Genomic DNA, 20005 nt, shown 5'->3' on the forward strand with positions numbered 1-20005 from the left:
GAAGAGAACCTAGGGCCAAAGGCGGAAACGCCAATCGCCCCGGCGATAGTGCGAACCGGCGCGGGACCGCCGATCTCAGATGGTGCGGTGCAATTCCAGATAGTCGCGCGGGATGCTGAGCGCGTCCTTGGCGACTTGCGTCTCGCGCAGGAACAGCACCAGCGCCGCCAGCAAGAGCACGATCGAAGCCAGGAAGATCATCGCCGCCACCCCGTGAAGGTCCAGCCCGGCAATGCCTTGCAGGAACAGCACCGCTACGGTCGTACCGATGCACAGCGCCGAAAGCACCATGAAGCGGATGGCCTTGGTGATGATGGTAATGCGCCTGTCGACCAGCCGGATTTCCAGCACGATCATGTCGTGCTCCGGCCCCTCGGTCACATTGTGCCGCCCTTGCAACTCGCGCGCGCGGTCAACCACGCGCCCGAGCCGGGTGGAAAGGATGTTGAGGATATTGCCGATTGCAACAAGCACGAACACCGGCGTCAGGGCCAACTGGATAGTCTGGACGATCATGGTGTCGGTTATTGCAAAGGTCATTCAGGCTGCACAGGCCCTTGCCAGCAAGTAGACCCCGTTGTCCGCAAATTCGACGCTGGCCAGCGAGGTCGCCAGCGCGCAGCCGCCGGGAGCGACCAGTTCTCCGCCGATTTTCACAGATTCCTCGCGCGGAATGACCAGCACGGCATCGGGATAACGGGCGGCGATTTCCGGCGAAGGAGCGCCGACAACCTGATCGAGCAGGAACAGCGGCCCATCGACCAGCGATTGCGTTTCCCGCACGGGAACGCGCTTGTGCCAGCGCGCCAGATCGTAGGTCTCGCCCTTCGATACGGCCATGCCCTCGTCCAGATGGAGTTCGCGCGGGCGGCCGTAGTCATAGAGGCGGTAGGTGATGTCGCTGTTCTGCTGCACCTCGATCAGGCTGACCCCCGCGCCGATGGCGTGGACGGTGTTGGCCGGAATATAGAAGAAGTCGCCGGGCTGCACCTCGTGCCAGGTCATCAGCCCCTCGATCGAACCATCGAGCGAGGCGGCGCGCATGGCCTCTTGCGAGATCGGCGCGTCGAAGCCGATACCGAGCTTGGCGCCGGGCTCGGCCGCGACGATCAGCCAGCACTCTTCCTTGCCCTGACGGCCCAGCCCCTTGGCAATCGTTTGCGCATCGCTCGGGTGCACCTGCACCGAAAGCTTTTCGCTGGTAAAAATGTACTTCACCAGAAGGTCGGGGAGCGCCGCCGGGGGCTCGAACCAGACCTCGCCGATGCGCTCACCTTCGGGCGCGACGAAAGGCGCGGGCAAGACGTCCCTGCCCCAGGGCTTCTCGACTCCGCGGATCGCGAGTGCGGCAGTCATTGTTCTATCCCTTACTGGTTCACGGCGCCGGAAAGCTTGCCGACTTTCTGCACGCCTTCAACGGTGGTGACGAGCACCTCGTTCCCGTCGATCACGACCACCACGTTGGACAGCCCGATCACCGAGACGCGCGGCCCGTCGCTGTCGACCAGCACATTGGTGCAGTCGACCAGTTCGGCCTCGCCCGCGCCGCGCACCGAATTGCCGCTGCCGTCACGGTCGAGTGCATCGTGCAGCGCCTGCCAGTTGCCGATGTCCGACCAGTCCATGTCGGCCGGCACCATCGCGGCGCGACTGGTGTTCTCCATCACCGCATAATCGACCGAATCGCTTTCGACTTCGGCAAACGTCGCGGCATCGGGGTGGAAGCGGTGGCCGTCCGCCGCGCCCTTCTCGACCGCTTCGCGGACTTTGGCGGCGATCTCGGGCCGGTGCGCGGCGAGTTCGGCCATGAAGTCGCCCACGCGGAAGGCGAAGATGCCGCCGTTCCAGGCGTAGTTGCCGTCCTCAAGGAAAGCCTGCGCGCGAACGAGGTCTGGCTTCTCGACGAACTGGGCGGTGCGGAAACCGGGGGTGCCTTCGATGGCCTCGCCGCGCTTCAGGTAGCCGAAGCCGGTCTCGGGCCGGGTCGCCTCGATACCGAAGGAGACCAGCCAGCCTTCGGAGGCAAGCGCCGCCGCCGCACAGGCGACATCGGCGAAGACCTCGGGACGGCCGATATGGTGGTCGCTCGGGCAGACCAGCATCACCGCGTCCTCGGGCAGGCGGCAGGCGGCGAGCGCGATGGCGGCCGCGGTGTTGCGCGCGGCGGGCTCGACGATCACGGTCGCCCCCGGCGCCGCGGCCAGCTGCGCCTCGACATGTTCGAGGTGCTTGGCGCCCGTCACCACCACCGGCGCGGCAAAGCCCTGCGCCGCCGGGCAGCGCGCGAGACTCGCCTCGAACAGCGTGGTCTCGCCCACCAAGGGCAGGAACGGCTTGGGACGATCGGCACGGCTGCGCGGCCACAGCCGCGTACCGTTGCCGCCGCAGAGAATGACCGGAACGATCTGGGGCATGGGAAGTGAAGCATCTCGCGAAGAAAGAGACATGGGAATCGCCATACCGGTCCTTCGGTGCAATGCAACGACGGCGTCACGGTGCATCCCCGCTAATCACCGTCACTCTGGCCCGCGAGGAACCAGCGCTGGCGCCAGCCATAGTCCGCTTCGACCGGGTTTCCGGCAGCGTCGCGCGCCGGGCGGAAACGGAAGCGTTCGGCGGCAAGATGGCAAGTTATGCGGTCGGCCTCGGCATCGGGGCTCGGCTGCGAGACCCGGCAGGACGTCACCGTCCCGTCGGTACCGACGCGCAGGATGACGACGACCTGATGGCCGAGCCTGAGATCGTGACTGGCGCGGGGGAAGTCGCGTGCCGAATTGATATCGCCTGCGATTTTTACCGGTTGGACCGCGATACCGCCACCGCCTGTCCCGGAGCCCTCCTTGCCCGCGCCGAGGCCTAGGCCGGAGGGGCTCGCTCCGACAGCATTGTCCCGGCCGGTTCCGACCACCGGCGGCGCCTCGATCGGCAGGACCGGCACCGCAGCTTTGGGAAGAGCGGCATCGCGCGGTGTCGCTCGCTTCCCCGATGCACCCGCTGTGCCCGCTTTCGACGTGGTTTCAGGACGATGCGGCGGTTCGAGCGGCATGTCAAAAGTCTGCGTGACGGTCCGCGCCACATCGGCCACGAATTGCGGCGCGAACGCGCGCACGAGGACGATGACAGCCAGGACGTGCAGCACGATCACCAGAGCCGCCACCCCCAGCCTTATGCGCCGTGGCGGCCTGAGATCGGCCGCTGTTGCCTCCGGTGCCATGCCCACCCGATGCCACGGCGACCGTGTAGGAGGCAAGGACACGTCGACAAGACGAGGCCCGGCAAGGGAAGAGCCAGAACGGGCTTTGACAGGATCGGCCGGCGGATCCATTCTCATTACCGAACCCATGTTCCCCAATGCGACGCCGATTCGTCGCCGAGAGGGAACAGGGAGGGGAGGAAACAGACGCATGAAGGGTTTCGAATCCCTCGAATGCGAGCATGACGACGTGGTTCTGCGCGGCCTTCTGGTGCGCCCGGATGCGGGCGTATCGCATGCCCCTGCTCCCGGCGGCGCCGTGCTGATGTTCCCCGGTGCCACCGGCCCCAGCGACAGCTTCTTCCAGGCGATGCGCGAAATTGCAGCCGGCGGACGACTGGTCGTCGCGCCCGACATGTACGGCGTTGGCGCCGATCTCTCCACGAACGCGGCGGCGGGCACGTACTTTGCCGCGCTCATGGCCAAGCCGGCGCTACTGCGCGAACGATTGCTCGTCTGGTTCGAGCGCGTGCGCGCCCTGCCCGATGTCGATCCCGAACGGATTGCCGCGATAGGCTACTGCTTCGGCGGCAAGTGCGTGCTCGAACTCGCCCGCAGCGGCGCGCCGGTGCGCAGTGTCACCAGCTTCCACGGGTTGCTCGGCACCCATGCCCCCGCCCAGCCCGGCGCCGTGCGCGCACGAGTCGCAGTCTGGACCGGGGGCGAGGATCCTTACGCCCCGCCCGCCGATGTCGAGGCGCTGCGCGCTGAACTGGACGCAGCCGGCGTCGACTATCAACTCACCCTGTTCGCGAAGGTCGCGCATGCCTTCACCGATCCTGACCATGACGGTATCGCCCCGGGGATCGCCTATGACCGAACAGCACACCGGATTGCCTGGAACGGAACAATTGCGCTGCTGGAGGAAAGTATCGACCTCTGAGCAACGCCAAGGTGTCTCCTGGAGGCAACTCTTCCTGGAAAGAAATGCAGAAGGCTCATCGGAAGAATTGCACAGTCCCCGTTCGAACGATACTTTCCAACTTAGGCACAGAATCAAGGTGCATACGGACAACTACCCAGAACATGCCGAATTTCGGCGCTGCCCGATCTTGGGCAGGTTTCAGGGCGGGACTTAAGCAAGAGTGCCGGCAAACCGGCACCGGAATACGGTACCAGGGGGAGCGTGAATGGCCGGCCGACCCATCGTCGGCCCACACCTTCCAGAGAATGTCGAAGAAGCCGCGGATGCGCCTGACCGGCAAGAGCCGGCGCCGCATACCTTTCCGCTGAAAGCGGGGCGGCCTGCGTGAGAACATGGTTTCCGGAGGAGAGGATCAAGATGATTTCAAGGAATTTCAGGACTTCGCTGATGCTGGGCGTGGCTTCCGTGGGGGCGGCTGCGGGACTGATCGCGGCATCGCCGGCCATGGCGCAGGATGCCCCTCAGGAATCGGCACGACGCGAAAGTCCGACGATCAATCCCGGAGACATCATCGTTACCGCACGGCGTACCGAGGAACGCCTGCAGGACGTGCCTATCTCGATCACCGTGTTCAACCAGGAACAGCTCAACAACCGCAACGTCGTGAGCGCGGCCGACCTTGCGACCAGCACGCCTTCACTGTCGGCGAACACCAACTTCGGCTCGCAGAACTCGTCGTTCGCGATCCGCGGCTTCGTGCAGGATCTGGGCACGGCACCGTCGGTGGGCGTCTACTTCGCCGACGTGGTGGCGCCGCGCGGTGCTTCGAACGGCCTCCCCTCGGGTGACGGCGCGGGTCCGGGCGCCTTCTTCGATCTTCAGAACGTGCAGGTGCTGAAAGGTCCGCAGGGCACGCTGTTCGGCCGCAACACCACTGGCGGCGCCGTGCTGCTGGTGCCCAACCGGCCGACCGACACGTTCGAAGGCTACGTCTCCGGCTCGATCGGCAATTACGACATGCGCCGCGTCCAGGCCGTCCTGAATGTTCCGCTCTCCGATACGTTCAAGGTGCGTCTCGGTGTCGACCGCATGAAGCGCGACGGCTACCTGCACAATAACAGCGGCGTCGGCCCCAAGGACTTCAACGACGTCGACTATGTCGCAGCGCGCCTCAGCGTAATCGCCGACCTGACGCCCGACCTCGAAAACTACATGATCGCCACCTATTCGCGTTCGGATACGCATGGTGACGCGCAGAAGCTGATCGCGGCGGACCCGGCCTACAGCCTCGGCCACTTCGCCAGCGAACAGCTGACGCCGGGCAGCCCCAACTATCAGGGCTCCGGCTTCTACGACTTCGCGCAGGATCTGCAGGACCCGCGCTCGCTGCTCACCGTCTGGCAGATCATTAACACCACCACCTGGCATGCCAGCGACACGCTGACGATCAAGAACGTCGCCAGCTACGGCCAATTGACGGATACCTTCAGAAACCCGATCTTCGGCACTGCCTTTGAAACGCCTGCGATCGCACAGATCGGCATCCCGAGCTATCGCTTCGGCTTCGCCAGCAGCCAGCCGCTGCCCGGCCGTCACACGGCGGACGAATCGACGTTCACCGAGGAATTCCAGATCCAGGGCCGTTCCAGCAACGACAAGCTGAACTGGCAGACTGGCGCTTATCTGGAAGCGGTCGAGCCGCTCTCGCTCGTCGGCTCCAAGTCGCCGGTGATCCAGAGCTGCGCCAATTCCGCCGCGCTGGCGGCCAGCCAGTGCTATGACGTTCTCAGCTTCCTCTCGACACTCGCCGGCGGCTCTTCCGCACCGGCCGGCGCGATCAACACCACGGCGGGCCGCACATCGTTCCACAACGTAGGCCTCTATGCCCAGGCGACCTACAAGTTCACCGACCAGTTCAAGCTGACCGGCGGCTTCCGCTACACCTGGGACCGTGAGAACAACACCAGCGTCCAAACCACCACGATCACCGGCTTCCCGTTCAGTCTCCCGACCTTCCAGCCGTTGCCGGCGGGTCCGATCTTCACGTCCTGTACTTACCCCGACGCACCGGTGCAGGACCCGAGCGCGGAGAACGGTTGCCGCCGCGACCTCAAACAGAAGTCTTCGGCACCCACCTGGCTGATCGACTTTGACTACACGCCGACGCAGGACATTCTGGTCTATGCGAAGTATGCCCGCGGTTATCGTGCCGGTGGCATCGCGCCGAACGTGACGGCGTCTTTCGCGACGTTCGATCCCGAAAAGGTGGACGCTTTCGAAATCGGCACCAAGACGAGCTGGCATGGTTCGATGCCGGGCAACTTCAACGTCGCGGGCTTCTATAACAAGTTCGCAGACCAGCAGCTCCAGGTCGGCTTCAACGCCAACCCCTGCCAGTCCACCGATGCCGCAGGAAACTGCATCTCCGCGCCGGTTTCGCCCACGGCGGCCCCGGTCAATGCAGGCAAATCGCGCATCTGGGGCATCGAAGTAGACGCCTCGATCAGCCCGTTCCAGGGTCTGTTGCTACAGGCAGGCTACACCTACCTCAACACCAAGCTGACTTCGGCCAAGACCTTCTCGCTCGACCCCGGCTCGCCCTATGTGCTCTCGGGCACTTACCTTGTGGGTGATCCGCTGGCGCTGTCGCCGAAGAACAAGGTCACCATCTCGGGCACGTACACGCTGCCGCTGCCCGACAGCGTGGGCAAGGTCTCGTTCGGCTTGACCTATACGCATACCGACAAGATGCTGGCGAACACCGGCAACCGCTTCTACGCGGGCTGCAACGGGACCGCCAACCAGAACATGCCGAACTGCCAGCCGGGTGCGGTGTCCGATCCGGCGACTGTCGCCTATATTCAGAGCCTGACGTTCCTGCAGCCGACCGACTTGCTGAACGTCAACGTCAACTGGGACAATATTGCGGGAACGCCGATCGATGCGGGCTTCTTCGCGAGCAACGTGACCAACGAAAAGTACTACTCGTTCTTCCCGGGCCTCTCGACCGGCACCGGCTTCGAGACCGCTTCGGTCGGCGCGCCGCGCATGTATGGCTTCACTCTGAAGTATCACTTCGGAGGCTGAGCCGGGTTCGGGAATGCACCCATGGTGCATTCCCACTCGCCAAGACGAAAAAGGAAGGGCCGTACGCGCTGGCGTGCGGCCCTTCTCTCGTCAGACGCCCAGCAGCGCGAAGCTGTCGTGGCGCATGACCGCCCGGCCGAGACGGCCGACGAAAGCCTCGATGATCGGCGGATCGACACGGCGGGTGATCGACCAGAGGTAATAACCGTAGACCACCGCCTCCCGGTATTGCGTCCAGGCCTCTTCCGCGTCCGGCATCGCGCATCCATGACCGCGCATTGCCGCCAGATATTCGCCCAGCAGACGGCGCTCTTCCGCTTCGGCCACGTCGACCGGCAGAACGGCGTTCAGGTGATAGGCCACGTCGAGCGCCCAGCCGCCACGTTGAAGCAATTGCCAGTCGATCAGGCCCATGCCTTCCGACGCGCGGAACAGGTTCCCGGCATGGGCATCGCCGTGCAGCAGGAAGTCTGGCCGACCCGCATCGCGCTGTGCCAGTGCCCGCATCGCGGCCGCCAGACGGTTCGCATTGCGCACCTCGGGCGCGATGCCTTCTCCCCGCGGGCCGTCGAGCAGGTCTTGCAGCATTTCCGGCGTCACATAGTCCATCCGTGCGAGCTGCGCCGCGCGCGGGGCGATCCAGTCGGCGCCCTCCAGCAAGTCCGCCCGGGCATGGAGCTGCGCCAGCAGGCCAAGGCTGGCCGCCGCATCATCGGCGCCGAAGGGATCCAGCGCCGAGCAGAACATCGCGCCTTGCGCAATCAGGTCGCGCATCACCGTCACCGCCTGCTGCGCCTCGCGGTCGACCACGGTGGCGACGCAAGGTGGCACCCGCAGATCGAGCACCGGCGCAAGGCGGTTGTAGAAATCGGCCTCCAGCACGCACGTAGGGCCGCCGCGCGCGGTGGCCGCATCCACATCGAGCAGGCCCTTGAGGCAGAATCGCTGCGCCTCCCCCTCGCCTTCGAACTGCACGGCAAAGCGGACCTTGGTGGCGACAGTGCGGATCACCTCCACCGTTTCGACCGCCACGATCGCCCGGTCCCCGGACAGATGCGCCAGCACTGGCGCCAGCCACTGCGGGTCCAGCGCTTCGGCCAAAGTCGCGGGAACCGGGCCGGAATGCTCCAGCGGCGCCTCCGGCAAGCGTGCGGCAGTTATCGTCATCGGCCTCTCCCTGATGCCATCCGGCGAGCCGATTGGTCGGCCTCGCCCAGCTTGCTCAATTCTCCATTTCGGTACATCATTCGCAATAGAGAATTTCAACGGTCACGCGATTGTCTTGCCGGACGCATCGCAAAGGCTCGGTACAGGAGGGACAGGACATGGGAAGGCCGCTGGAAGGCATCAGGATTGTCGAAGTGGCGATGTGGGCGTTCGTCCCGGCCTGCGGCGGGATGCTCGCCGATCTGGGGGCGGAAGTCATCAAGGTCGAACCGCCCACTGGCGACCCCTTGCGCGGGTTGAAGATCGGCGCGCTCTCGAATCCGGAAGCGCAATACGACTGGTCGTGGGAGAGCTACAATCGGGGCAAGCGCTCGATCACGCTCGATCTACGTCACGAATCGGGCCGCACGGTACTGGGCCGCCTGCTGGAGGACGCCGACGTGTTCCTTACCAGCCTGCTCCCGCCCGCGCGCCGCTCGATGGGGATCGATGCAGAGACCCTGCGTGCCCGCTTTCCGCGCCTGATCTATGCCAGCGGCAGCGCCACCGGCCCGAACGGTCCGGACGGGGAGAAAGGCGGCTATGACGCCATCACCTTCTGGGCGCGCGGCGGCATCGCCTCCTCGCTGACGGCGGAGGACGCGGCGCAGCCCGTTGGCCCGCCCGGGCCGGCCTTCGGCGATACGCTTTCGGGCGCGATGCTGGCGGGCGGCATCTGCGCCGCCATCGCCCAGCGCGCGATGACCGGAGAAGCGAGCGAAGTGGATGTCTCGCTGCTCGGGACCGCGATGTGGTCTCAGCAGCGACTGATCTGCCAGGCGACTGCCGAGGACGTGCAGCGCTTCCCGCGTCCGGCGGGGCCGCCGCACAATGTTCTGGTGGCCAATTACCGCACCGCCGACGGCCGCTTCGTGGCGCTCTGCATGTTGCAGGCGGATCGTTACTGGGCGCGCTTCTGCGACGTTGCGGGAAGGCCGGACCTCGCCGCCGACCCGCGCTTTGCCGACGCCGCCGCGCGCCGGGCGCATCTGGCCGAGTGCCACGCCGAAGTGACCGCGCTCTTCGCCGCGAAACCGCTGGACGAATGGAAGACCATCCTGGCCCGGCAGGACGGCCAGTGGGACGTCGTGCAGGACGTGGGCGAGTTGAAGGACGACCCGCAAGTCCGCGCCAACCACTACTTGCGCGCGGTCGACGCAGGCGGCGGCACCGCGATCCCGATGGTGGCGAGCCCCATGCTGTTCGGCGGCAAGGCCCTGCCCTCCACCCGCGCCCCTGAACTGGGCGCGGACAGCGACGCGGTTCTGACCGAACTCGGCTATGACGAAGACGCGGTGATCGACCTCAAGGTACAAGGCGTGGTGTTCTGATGGCATCGGACAGTCCCGCTTCGCGCGCGCCGTCGGCGCCACCGCCGCGCAAGCTGCCGGCCCTCGAACCCGAGACAGCCTTCTTCTGGACCTCGGGCGCGGACGGCATGATGCGCATCCAGCGCTGCGTGGCGTGCCGCACCTGGCAGCACCCACCCCTGCCGCGCTGCGCCACTTGCGGCAGCGAGCAACTCGCGCCTGAGCCAGTCTCGGGCAAAGGCCAGGTCATCAGCTATACGGTGAATTACGAGGCGTGGTTGCCAGGCCTGCCGGTGCCCTTCGTGCTCGCCGCCGTGGAACTGGCCGAACAGACCGGCCTGCACGTTCTGGCCAACCTCGACGGGCCTCCCGCCGCCGCGCGCATTGGGCTACCGGTCCGGGTCCGTTTCGAACAGCACGAAGACGTCTGGCTGCCCTTCTTCGCGGCGGAGGATGGCCTGTGACGGCGCTTCCCGAAAAGCAGATCTGCGTGACCGGCGCCGCGCAATCCGAAGTGGCGCGCCCATCCTCGCGCAGCGCGCTCCAGCTTACTGCCGACGCCTGCCTTGCTGCCATTGCCGACGCCGGGCTTTCGCCGCGCCAGATCGACGGCATCGCGACTTATCCCGGCAAATCGGCCGAAGGCGGCGGCATCGCCCCGGTGAGCACGGCCGAGGCGGCGGCGGTTCTGGGCTTGTCACCGCGCTGGACTCTCACCTCCAGCGAGGGTTTCAGCCACATGGCGCCGATTTTCAACGCGATCACCGCGATCGCCTGCGGCCTGGCGCGCCACGTCGTCGTGTTCCGCACCGTGGCGCAGGCAAGCGCCCGCGTGCAGGCCCGAGCCTCCACGCTGATGGGCGGACGCGGCACACGGGTGGAGGGGACAAATGCCTGGACCGTGCCGTTTGGCGCGCTTTCGCCGATCAACATGTTCGCGCTCTATGCGCAGGCCTATTTCGACAAATACGGCGCGACCGAAGCGCAACTGGGCGCACTGGCAGTCAATGCCCGCCGCAATGCCGCGCACAACCCCGCGGCGATCTACAAGGCGCCGTTGACGCTGGACGATTACCTCGCCTCGCGGGTGATTTCCTCTCCGCTGCGGCTCTACGACTGCGACGCCCATGTCGACGGCGCCACCGCCATCGTCCTCTCGCACCGGGACACCGCAAAAGATTTGCGCAACCCGCCGCTGCATATCGAGGCCACCGGCATGGCGGTCGGCAGCCTTTGGGTCGGGCGGCACGAGGGCGATTTCACCACTCTGCCCGCCGCCCGCCGCGCCGGAGAAATGCTGTGGTCACGCACCAGCCTGAAACCCGCCGACCTCGACTGCGCGCAGATCTACGACGGATTCTCGATCCACATGTGGCTCTGGATGGAAGCGCTGGGGCTGGTGCCGCAAGGCGAGGCCTGCCGCTTCGTCGAAGGCGGCACGAGGATCGCGCTGGACGGCGAACTGCCGCTCAACACCGGCGGCGGCCAGCTCTCGGCCGGGCGACTGCACGGATATGGCCACATCCACGAGGCCTGCGTGCAGCTCTGGAATCGCGGCGGGGGCCGGCAGGTGGCGGACGCGCGGACTTGCCTGATCTCCAACGGCGGCTTCGGATACGGCGCGATGATCTTGCGGCGCGACTGACGGCGAGTCGCATCCTTGACTTTTTCAGTTCGTTATGACGATAATATATTCACAATAGCGAATTATAGAACGAGAGGAACCGGGAGATGAGCGAGGCCGATCCGGCGATCCGCAAAGGCGCCGAAAGCGAATGGACTTACGGTCCGATTTTCGACGCCGATGCCCACATCGATCCGCCGCATGACATGTGGAAGGACTACCTGCCCGCGCACCTGAAGGACCGCGCGCCTTTCATCGAGCATGCCGAGGACGGGGACTACATCTGCTTCGAAGGCAATCGCCGCCCGTTCATGATGATCAACAACCAGGCGGGGCGCGAGGGCAAGAACTTCAAGATGAAGGGCCGCCTTGCCGACCAGCGCAAGGTCTGGGAGCCCGCCACGCGCCTCGCCGACATGGATGCGGACCATATGGGCGCGGCACTGCTGTTCGGCGGCGGGCCGCTCGGCTCGCTCGACAACGAGCTCTATGTCGCCAGCTATGAGGCCTATCAGAACTGGGTGCTGGACTTCTGCTCGGCCGCGCCGGACCGGCTGTTTCCCGTCGGCTATGTGCCGATGCGCGATATCGAGGAAACTTGCGCCCATGTGAGGCGGCTCGCCGCCAAGGGGTTCCGCGCCATCAACCTGCCCGCCTTCCCGCAGAACCCGGAGGCGTGGAAGACCACTTCGGGCGTGCAGGCGCTGAAGGATGGGCAAGTCTCGGCGCTGACGGGAGACGCCAAGGGCGCACTGCAATATTCGGATCCGGCCTTCGACGCCTTGTGGAAGACAGTGTCCGACGCCGGGATCGTCATCACCTTCCACCTCGGCGCGCGGGTGCCGCGTTTCGGACAGAAGGAGTACTTCCTGGCCGACATGCCGATGAGCAAGCTGGCCATGGCGGAACCGATCGGCATCCTCATCTACAATGGCGTGTTCGACCGTTTCCCGGACCTGAAGATCGGATCGATGGAATCGGGCGTGGGCTGGTTCGCGTGGTTCGCCGAGTACAACGACCGTACCTGGGAAAAGCAGCGCTACTGGACGGAATCGCCGCTGAAGAACCCGCCCAGCTACTACATGGACCGCAACATCTACGGCTCCTTCATCCAGGACCGCGCGGGCATCCTGAACCGCGACCTTCCGGGCGGCCGCAACATCATGTGGTCATCGGACTATCCGCATTCGGAAACGACCTTCCCGCGTTCCCGCGACGTGATCCGGCGCGACTTCGCGGGTGTGCCCGAAGCGGATGTGCGGGCGATCATTCACGACAATTGCCGAAAGTTGCTGGGGCTTTCGTAATAGTCGCCCCTTGGGGACGGCGGCATTAGTCCTCAAGGGGCTTCGACAAGCTCAGCCTGAGCGGGAAAAAGGTCAATTTGAGCGAACAGGGCCGGGCGCAATATCCCCGCCCCGCTCATCCCAAGCTCGGCCCCGTCCATCCCGGGCTTAACCCCGTCCATCCTGGGCTTAACCCCGCCCATCCTGGGCTTAACCCCGCCCATCCTGGGCTTAACCCCGCCCATCCTGAGCTTGTCGAAGGATCCCGCGCCGCCGCGCAGCCCATCACCCCACCTTCAACCGCTTCGCCATCGCCGCCTCGTCCATCATCCGCGTGCCACGCAGATGGCCGAGGCGGATGCCGGTGCAGGTCATCTTGAACTTCGCGAAATCCTCGTACCATTCGAGGTCGGCCGCGGACTTGCCGGTAAGATCCTCCCACAGGGCCACGGTCTCTTCCCGGCTGCCCATGCCCTCCAACGGCGCGCCATAAGTCGAAGCCGGCCCGTGCATCGTGTCTGCAATCACGCAGAACCACGCCAGATCATGCAACGCCCCGCCGAGCGAGGGCTGCTCCCAATCCATCACCGCGATCACGTCGAAGTTCTCATCGAACATCATGTTGCCGATCCGCGCGTCACCCCAGACCAAGCCTTCGGGCTGGTTCGCCGGCCAAAGCCCGCGCAGCCGTTCCAGCGCGGCGTCAAGCACGGGAAGCGGCTCCACGTCCTGCAACCATCGGGCAAAGCGGTTGTACTTGGCCCATTCCTGTTCAAGCCCGCGCTCACCGGCAGGACCGGCCAGAAAGTCCAGCCCATCCAGCGGCGCGCGCTGCACCGCCGCCAGTTGCTCCACGGCATTGCGCCAAAGCGTGCGGCGCTGCTCCGGCGCGGCATCCCGAAGCCAGCCTTCGCGCGCATAAGGCGGGATCGACACCGGAACGCGGCCCACTTTCCGCTCCATGACGAAGAAGGAATTGCCCAGCAGCGCCGGGTCTTCCTCGAACCACAGCGGGCGAGCGACGCGGACGCCGCCGTTCTCTGCGCCGCTTTCGGCCAGCGCCTTCATCACGCGGTATTGCTGAACGAACAAGTCGTCCGGGAAGACCGTAAAACCGCCCGGTTTGATCCGCACGACACAACCTTGCTGCCGCGCCGCGCCACCCTCAAACCAATGCGCTTCGAACAGGATCGTCTCGTGGCTCTGCCCGGCCCCGCGCGGATAGGCGAGATCGCTGATCCTCACGTCACGTGCCTGCGGCATACGTTCGGCCAGCCAACCGGCCAGCGCGCGCGCCAGTTCCTCAAGGTCCCGGGTTTCCGGCGCGACGATCACGTCCGACATCCAGCACTCTCCCGCTTTATCGCAATTCCAAATCGCGAATTTATTTTCGACTATTTGATAAATCGACAAGCGGGGACGGTCAAGCACGGCAGGCTTGTTGCGGGGGCGAATCCGCCCGGACGACGGAGAATCAGGCGGCTTCGGGCTGGCCGATCAGGAAGCGCGAGATACGCATGCAGGCCTCGGCCAGTGCCTCGCCCGCCTTGCGCACTTCGGCGCCGGTCTGCGCTCCGCTGAAGCCGGCCATGACCAGCGAGATCGAAACGCGGTCGCGCGCGTCATAGATCGGGGCCATGACCGCCATGAGCGGGTACGTCTTGCCCGCTTCCAGCACGGTTTCCGGCATGACCGGCGGGTCGTCCAGGCTGGCGCCGACCATGCTGCTGCTACCCGGAGCACTGTCCGGCCGGCGGGTCAGGGCAATGAAGCCATGTTCGCGCACGAAGGCCATGCCGCTATGGAGTTGCTCAAGCTGCTCGACCGAGGGCGAGGGATTGATGCGCGCCTGCGCCGCATCGGCCTCACGCGGGTTGCGGGCGAAGAAGGCGGTGGCCTGCACCCAGCGCAGCGGCATGCGCGTGCCCAGCGGCACCGGATAGCCGACATGGCTGGCCGATGCGGCCCGCTCGCGCAGGTGGATCATGTCGCCTTCCAGGAAATAGGCGCCGCAGACGACGTCGAAATCGTCCGCCAGCTTGCGCATTTCCGGCTGCGCGACTTGCAAGGGTGAGAAGTGTTCGGCTGCGGTGCGCCCGATCGCGGCCAGCACCGGGCCCAGCACATAAGTCTTGTCGCTGGTGCGGTAGAGATAACCCACGTCGACCAGCCCGGTCAGCAGCGCATGGCAGGTCGCCCGGCTGAGCTTCAGCGCGCGCACCAGATCGGTGAGCGCGAAGGACTGCCCCGGATGATCGGCGATGAAATTGAGGATGGCGGCCATGCGGGCGACGCCGGGAGAAGAACGCGACATGGGTGCTTTCGCTATTTCGAATTACCTGTCGGGTTATGGGGCGTGGAGGGGTTCGTCAATGGGGACGCAGAAGTGCCACACAAGCACGGCTTACAAAAAACCACTTCGTCGCGACCGCGAAGGCCGGGGCCCCGCTTCCTTCTTACGACTCCGCCAAGAACAGCGGGGTCCCCGCCTTCGCGGGGACGACGAAGTTGATGTTCAAATCTCGTGGCCGATTGCCCGAGGCCTTAGCTGCTAATGACTTTTTCCGCTTCCAGTCGCTCCGCCACGATCCGCGCGATTTCGCGTCGGGCAACCTTGTTGGAATGCAGCAGCGGCACCTCGTCGCGGGTAAGTTCCACCCACGCGCGCGGCACTTTGTAGGCTGAAAGGCTGGCCTTCATCCGCGCCTCGATGGCAGGCAGATCCAGCACCGCCCCGTCGCGCGGAACCAGTGCCGCCACCAGCAGCGCCCCCCGCTCGCGATCCGGCAGGCCGACGACATAGGCGCTATGCACGCCGTCCAGCGTCTGCAATTCCATCTCCACCTCGGCGGGCGAGACGTTCGATCCGGAAACCTTGATCATGTCCCCGCCCCGGCCGACGAAATGGATACGGCGGCCATCGGCGCGATCCTCGACAAGGCAGAGGTCGCCGGTGCGCAAGTAGCCGTCCGGCGTGTAATGCTCGGTTCGGTCGATCTTGTGGAGCGCCGGGGCGACGGCGGGGCCACGCACCTGCATTTCGCCCACTTCGCCGTTGGCGACCGGGCGGCCGTCCTCGTCCGCGATGCGGACCTCGTAACCCGGGGCGAAGTGGTCCATCGGCGCGCAGACCGGGCGGCCGGGCACGCGGAACTCGTCGCCCCAGCCGTAAGGGCCCAACGTCTCGCTCATGCCTAGCCCCCACCAGGGCTGCGGGCCTTTGATGCGTTCAAGGTCTTCCTCGGCCAGCACCGATCCCATGGCGAAGCGGCTGTTGCTCAGCGTCCTCTCGGAGCAGACCGTAACCGCGCCCTGCTCCCAATCCGGCAGCAGAGAGAGCATCAGCCCGCCCACCCAGAACATCGGCAATTGCGCGGGCCGTTCTTCGTCCTGTTTCACGCCCAGCATCTCAACCAGCCAATGGCTACGCGCCAGAACCGCGCCGTGGAGATGGCGCACGCCCTTGGGCAGCGCCATCGAACCGGAGGTGTAGATCTCGATCATCTGGTCGGTCGGATGAACTTCGGACTCGACCTCGCGCAGCACCTCTTCGCCTACATCGACATCGGTAAGCCACGCCATCGGCGCCACGGCAGCGGGCAAGTCCGCGCCGCTGGAGACGATCCAGCGCAAGTACGGCACACGCGGCAGGCGCAGCGCGCCGCAAGTCTGGCCGGCAAGTTCCGGCAGCGCCTCGGTAAGCCGGGCTACGAGATCCTTGCCCAGCATGGCCCGCTGGACGATCAGCCCCTGTACGTCGCTCTGGCGCAGCACGCGGACCAGTTCGTTGGCGCGGATCATCGTACTGATCGGCACCGCGACCGCGCCGATGCGGGCAATGGCGGCCAGCGCCGTGGCAAAGCCCGGACCGTTGCCGAAGATGAACCCGACGCGCGCGCCCTTCCCCACGCCGCGCGCCAGCAGTCCGCGCGCGAGGTCTGCGGATTGGCGGTCGAGATCGGTGAAAGTGGCGCTTTCGCTGCCGGTTTCAGTCTCCAGCGTGATCGCCACGGCATCGCCATAAGCAGCGGCGGCAGAGCGGATCAGTTCGGGAAAGGTCCGGGCCGCGCCCGGCGTGCTTTCGCTGCTCAATGCACTCATCCTCTCGCCGGATTTTCTACCCTTTAGGGCGCGATCCTGCGTCGTGGGAACTGCCTTCGCAAGCATCTGCGGCGCGCCATCGCCGGGGCGGAATCGTCGTATTGGCGAATTTAAATTCGCAATGGAGAATATCAGCTTTCAGAGAAGGTATAGGGCTGCGCGGCGCGGCGATAGTCGTCGGCCAGCACATCGCGGCCGATCGGCGGCACCGAGCGGGCCGCGCAATCGGCACGCTGACAAAGGCGGCAGGTCACCCCTATGGGCGTTGCCTTGGCTTCCAACTCACCGCCATAGACCAGCTTGCCCGCCTCTTCCGCGGCGCAGGCGAGCGCCACGGCGCGGGTGACTTTCATCCGCCCATGCCGCCCCTCGCCCGACGTGACAGTGCGCGCGATCGAGAAGAAGCGCTGCCCGTCCGGCAGTTCCAGCCACTGGGTGCGCACTTCGCCCGGCCAGCGGAACACCTGATGCACCGACCACAAGGGGCAGCCGCCGCCATGCGCCGCGAAGGGAAAGCCCGCGCCGTCCAACCGCTTCGAGACGTTCCCCGCCTCATCCACGCGCAGGAAGAAGAACGGCACCCGTTCCTCCCCCGGACGATGCAACGTGGTGAGCCGGTGCGCGACTTGCTCGAAACTGGTGCCGAACAGCCCGCAGAGCGCCTCTATATCGTAGCGCCGCGCCTCCGCGGCGCGGGCGAACTTGGCATAAGGCATCAGGATCGCCGCCGCCGCATAGCCCGCCAGCGCCCGGCGCACGAGCGTCGCCGTGGTGGTCTGCACAAAGGCGGCAGCGCGCACGACCGCCACGATATCGCCGCGCATCGCGGTATGGGCGATGTGCGTGGCGATCTGGAAGGCCCGGCTTGAGGGGCCGAGCGTATCGTCGATCAGCAGCTGCTGGTTGTGCCGGTCGAACCGCCGCAGGGAATCGACCATGACGTCTGGCGGCAGGAAGCGAACGCGCACGCCCTTGGCCGCAAGCCATGCGGTGGCACCGCCAGCCTGCTCAATTTCGCCGGCGAGTTCCTCCGCCCGCACGTCGATGGCGTGGAAGTAGTTGCGCGATTGGCCGAGGAACCGCTGCGCCTCGCGCACGGGCTCATTCTCTTCCGCCGCCGGGCCAGAGGCGCGCTGCTCGGCCAGGGCCTGACTTTCGCGGGTGTAAGCGCCGTGAAGCCGCAGCAGCGCTTCCGAAATGCCCGGAAAGCTCATCGCCAGGTCGGCGATTTCCAGCGAGGGCAGGTCGATATCGGCGAACAGCGGATCGCGCAGTACATCCCCCACGCGGCGGGCGTAATCCTCGCCATCGTCCCCGGCGATATCGGCAATGTCCAGCCGATAGGTCCGCGCAAGGCGCAGCAACATGTCCGCCGTGACCGGGCGCTGGTTGCGTTCCAGCAGCGCGACGTAGCTGGGCGAAATCTCCAGATCGTCCGCCATGGCCTGCTGCGTAAGGCCCAGTTCGCGGCGCAGGCGGCGCAGCCTGGGGCCAAGGTAGAGAGGTCTCGATTCCGCCATGGCTCAGCACTTTGTCATACCTGTACATCTTTACAAGGAATATCTGTAAAGTGTGACAACCGGACTTCGCAGGCCGTTCCGCACTGCAAAAATGTGGCCTAGCTCAGGGTCATCGCCCAAACACATTTTTCGACGGGGACTTTTGGCAGTGACCTACCAGAGCAAGATCACCGAAGCCGGCCAGACCATCGGCACCGAGCCCAACTGGAACGGCATCGAACCGGAATCGGTCGCGCGCATGCGCCTGCAGAACCGCTTCCGCACCGGCCTCGACATCGCCCGCTACACCGCGCGTATTATGCGTGAGGATATGGCGGCCTATGATCGCGACCCTGCCAACTACACCCAGTCGCTGGGCTGCTGGCACGGCTTCATCGGCCAGCAGAAGATGATCTCCATCAAGAAGCATTTCGGCACGACCAAGGGCCGCTACCTCTACCTGTCGGGCTGGATGGTCGCCGCGCTGCGCAGCGAGTTCGGGCCCCTGCCCGACCAGTCGATGCACGAGAAGACCTCGGTTCCCGCGCTGGTGGAGGAACTCTACACCTTCCTGCGTCAGGCCGATGCCCGCGAACTGGGCATGCTGTTCCGCGATCTGGACAAGGCGCGTGAGGCCGGTGACGAGATGGAGGCCAAGCGCCTCGAAACCGCGATCGACAATCACGAGACGCACGTGGTGCCAATCGTTGCCGATATCGACGCGGGCTTCGGCAATGCCGAGGCGACCTACCTGCTCGCCAAGAAGTTCATCGAGGCCGGCGCCTGCTGCATCCAGATCGAGAACCAGGTCTCTGACGAGAAGCAGTGCGGCCATCAGGACGGCAAGGTCACCGTTCCGCATGAGGACTTCATCGCGAAGATCCGCGCAGTCCGCTACGCCTTCATGGAACTGGGCGTGGACGAGGGCCTGATCGTGGCGCGCACCGACTCGCTGGGCGCGGGGCTGACCAAGCAGATCGCCTTCACCCGCGAGCCGGGCGATATCGGCGACCGCTACAACAGCTTCCTCGACTGCGACGAGATCGCGGCGGGCGAGGTTGGCCACGGTGAGGTTCTCATCACTCGCGAAGGCCGCCTGATGCGCCCGAAGCGGCTGCCTTCGAACCTCTACCAGTTTCGCAGCGGAACCGGCGAGGATCGCTGCGTGCTCGATTGCATCCATGCGCTGGAGAACGGCGCGGACCTGCTGTGGATCGAAACCGAAAAGCCGCACATCGGCCAGATCGGCGGAATGGTCAGCCGCATCCGCGAAGTGATCCCGAACGCCAAGCTGGTCTACAACAACTCGCCCAGCTTCAACTGGACGCTGAACTTCCGCCAGCAGGTCTTCGATGCATGGGAAGCGGAAGGCCGCGACACCGGCGCCTATGACCGGGCGAAGCTGATGAGCGTGGACTACGACGGCACCGAGCTGGGTAACGAGGCCGACGAGCGCATCCGCACCTTCCAGAAGGATGCGGCGCGCGAGGCGGGGATCTTCCACCACCTCATCACCCTGCCGACTTACCACACCGCCGCCTTGTCGACCGACAATCTGGCGAAGGAGTACTTCGGCGAGGCGGGCATGCTCGGCTACGTCAAGGGCGTGCAGCGTCAGGAAATCCGCCAGGGTATCGCCTGCGTGAAGCACCAGAACATGGCCGGATCGGACATCGGCGACGACCACAAGGAATACTTCGCCGGCGAGGCGGCCCTGAAGGCGGGCGGCACGCACAACACGATGAATCAATTCGCGGCCTGAGGTCGCCGTCAA

The 20005-nt window shown here is 65.6% G+C and carries 16 protein-coding genes; 7 read left to right on the forward strand and 9 right to left on the reverse strand.

Going from position 1 to position 20005, the window contains the following annotated elements; translation table 11 throughout:
• Nucleotides 1-75 precede the first annotated feature (75 nt).
• The 4 genes from EDF56_RS09520 to EDF56_RS09535 form a co-directional block, all read right to left on the reverse strand.
• Nucleotides 76-540 carry a DUF2721 domain-containing protein gene (locus tag EDF56_RS09520; protein WP_243652514.1) on the reverse strand — a complete coding sequence of 155 codons (465 nt, stop codon included), beginning with the start codon at nucleotides 538-540 and terminating at the stop codon, nucleotides 76-78.
• Nucleotides 541-1356: a class I mannose-6-phosphate isomerase gene (locus EDF56_RS09525; RefSeq protein WP_132386705.1), complete on the reverse strand. Its 816-nt coding sequence runs from the start codon at nucleotides 1354-1356 to the stop codon at nucleotides 541-543. It abuts the gene before it with no gap.
• Nucleotides 1357-1367: 11 nt separating this feature from the next.
• Nucleotides 1368-2414, reverse strand: coding sequence for a sugar phosphate nucleotidyltransferase (locus EDF56_RS09530; protein ID WP_132386707.1), 1047 nt, complete (start codon nucleotides 2412-2414; stop codon nucleotides 1368-1370).
• 92 nt (nucleotides 2415-2506) lie between these two features.
• A complete protein-coding gene (locus tag EDF56_RS09535) occupies nucleotides 2507-3214 on the reverse strand; it encodes a TonB family protein (protein ID WP_132386709.1) in 708 nt (235 codons plus the stop codon).
• Between the two features lie 190 nt (nucleotides 3215-3404).
• Between EDF56_RS09535 and EDF56_RS09540 the strand changes: the two genes are divergently transcribed.
• The gene (locus EDF56_RS09540; protein ID WP_132386711.1) at nucleotides 3405-4136 is read left to right on the forward strand and encodes a dienelactone hydrolase family protein; all 732 of its coding nucleotides are present in this window, start codon (nucleotides 3405-3407) and stop codon (nucleotides 4134-4136) included.
• 399 nt (nucleotides 4137-4535) lie between these two features.
• Nucleotides 4536-7205, forward strand: coding sequence for a TonB-dependent receptor (locus EDF56_RS09545; protein WP_243652515.1), 2670 nt, complete (start codon nucleotides 4536-4538; stop codon nucleotides 7203-7205).
• A gap of 90 nt (nucleotides 7206-7295) precedes the next feature.
• Here EDF56_RS09545 and EDF56_RS09550 read toward each other — a convergent pair whose 3' ends face one another.
• Nucleotides 7296-8372, reverse strand: a complete 1077-nt coding sequence (locus tag EDF56_RS09550) for a phosphotransferase (RefSeq protein WP_132386713.1) — start codon at nucleotides 8370-8372, stop codon at nucleotides 7296-7298.
• A 158-nt stretch (nucleotides 8373-8530) separates the two neighbouring features.
• On the opposite strand from EDF56_RS09550, the gene EDF56_RS09555 reads away from it, so the two are divergent.
• From EDF56_RS09555 to EDF56_RS09570, 4 genes are all read left to right on the forward strand, one after another.
• Nucleotides 8531-9742, forward strand: a complete 1212-nt coding sequence (locus EDF56_RS09555) for a CoA transferase (protein ID WP_132386715.1) — start codon at nucleotides 8531-8533, stop codon at nucleotides 9740-9742.
• Nucleotides 9742-10185 carry an OB-fold domain-containing protein gene (locus tag EDF56_RS09560; protein ID WP_132386717.1) on the forward strand — a complete coding sequence of 148 codons (444 nt, stop codon included), beginning with the start codon at nucleotides 9742-9744 and terminating at the stop codon, nucleotides 10183-10185. The genes EDF56_RS09555 and EDF56_RS09560 overlap by 1 nt, the downstream gene beginning before the upstream one ends.
• Complete coding sequence (locus EDF56_RS09565; protein ID WP_132386719.1) at nucleotides 10182-11366, forward strand: thiolase family protein; 1185 nt, start codon at nucleotides 10182-10184, stop codon at nucleotides 11364-11366. Before EDF56_RS09560 ends, EDF56_RS09565 begins: the two co-directional genes overlap by 4 nt.
• Nucleotides 11367-11452: 86 nt before the next feature.
• Nucleotides 11453-12652 carry an amidohydrolase family protein gene (locus tag EDF56_RS09570; protein ID WP_132386721.1) on the forward strand — a complete coding sequence of 400 codons (1200 nt, stop codon included), beginning with the start codon at nucleotides 11453-11455 and terminating at the stop codon, nucleotides 12650-12652.
• A gap of 264 nt (nucleotides 12653-12916) precedes the next feature.
• Here the strand turns inward: EDF56_RS09570 and EDF56_RS09575 are convergent, their stop codons facing one another.
• From EDF56_RS09575 to EDF56_RS09590, 4 genes are all read right to left on the reverse strand, one after another.
• A complete protein-coding gene (locus EDF56_RS09575) occupies nucleotides 12917-13975 on the reverse strand; it encodes a phosphotransferase family protein (protein ID WP_132386723.1) in 1059 nt (352 codons plus the stop codon).
• 130 nt (nucleotides 13976-14105) lie between these two features.
• Nucleotides 14106-14945, reverse strand: a complete 840-nt coding sequence (locus EDF56_RS09580; RefSeq protein WP_132386725.1) for a helix-turn-helix domain-containing protein — start codon at nucleotides 14943-14945, stop codon at nucleotides 14106-14108.
• 230 nt (nucleotides 14946-15175) lie between these two features.
• Complete coding sequence (locus EDF56_RS09585) at nucleotides 15176-16723, reverse strand: class I adenylate-forming enzyme family protein (protein ID WP_165912154.1); 1548 nt, start codon at nucleotides 16721-16723, stop codon at nucleotides 15176-15178.
• A 140-nt stretch (nucleotides 16724-16863) separates the two neighbouring features.
• Nucleotides 16864-18252, reverse strand: coding sequence for a helix-turn-helix transcriptional regulator (locus EDF56_RS09590; RefSeq protein ID WP_132386729.1), 1389 nt, complete (start codon nucleotides 18250-18252; stop codon nucleotides 16864-16866).
• 148 nt (nucleotides 18253-18400) lie between these two features.
• Between EDF56_RS09590 and EDF56_RS09595 the strand changes: the two genes are divergently transcribed.
• The gene (locus EDF56_RS09595) at nucleotides 18401-19993 is read left to right on the forward strand and encodes an isocitrate lyase (RefSeq protein ID WP_132386731.1); all 1593 of its coding nucleotides are present in this window, start codon (nucleotides 18401-18403) and stop codon (nucleotides 19991-19993) included.
• Nucleotides 19994-20005: the final 12 nt, after the last annotated feature.

Origin of the sequence: Novosphingobium sp. PhB165 (assembly GCF_004341845.1) — a bacterium.
Classification (GTDB): domain Bacteria; phylum Pseudomonadota; class Alphaproteobacteria; order Sphingomonadales; family Sphingomonadaceae; genus Novosphingobium.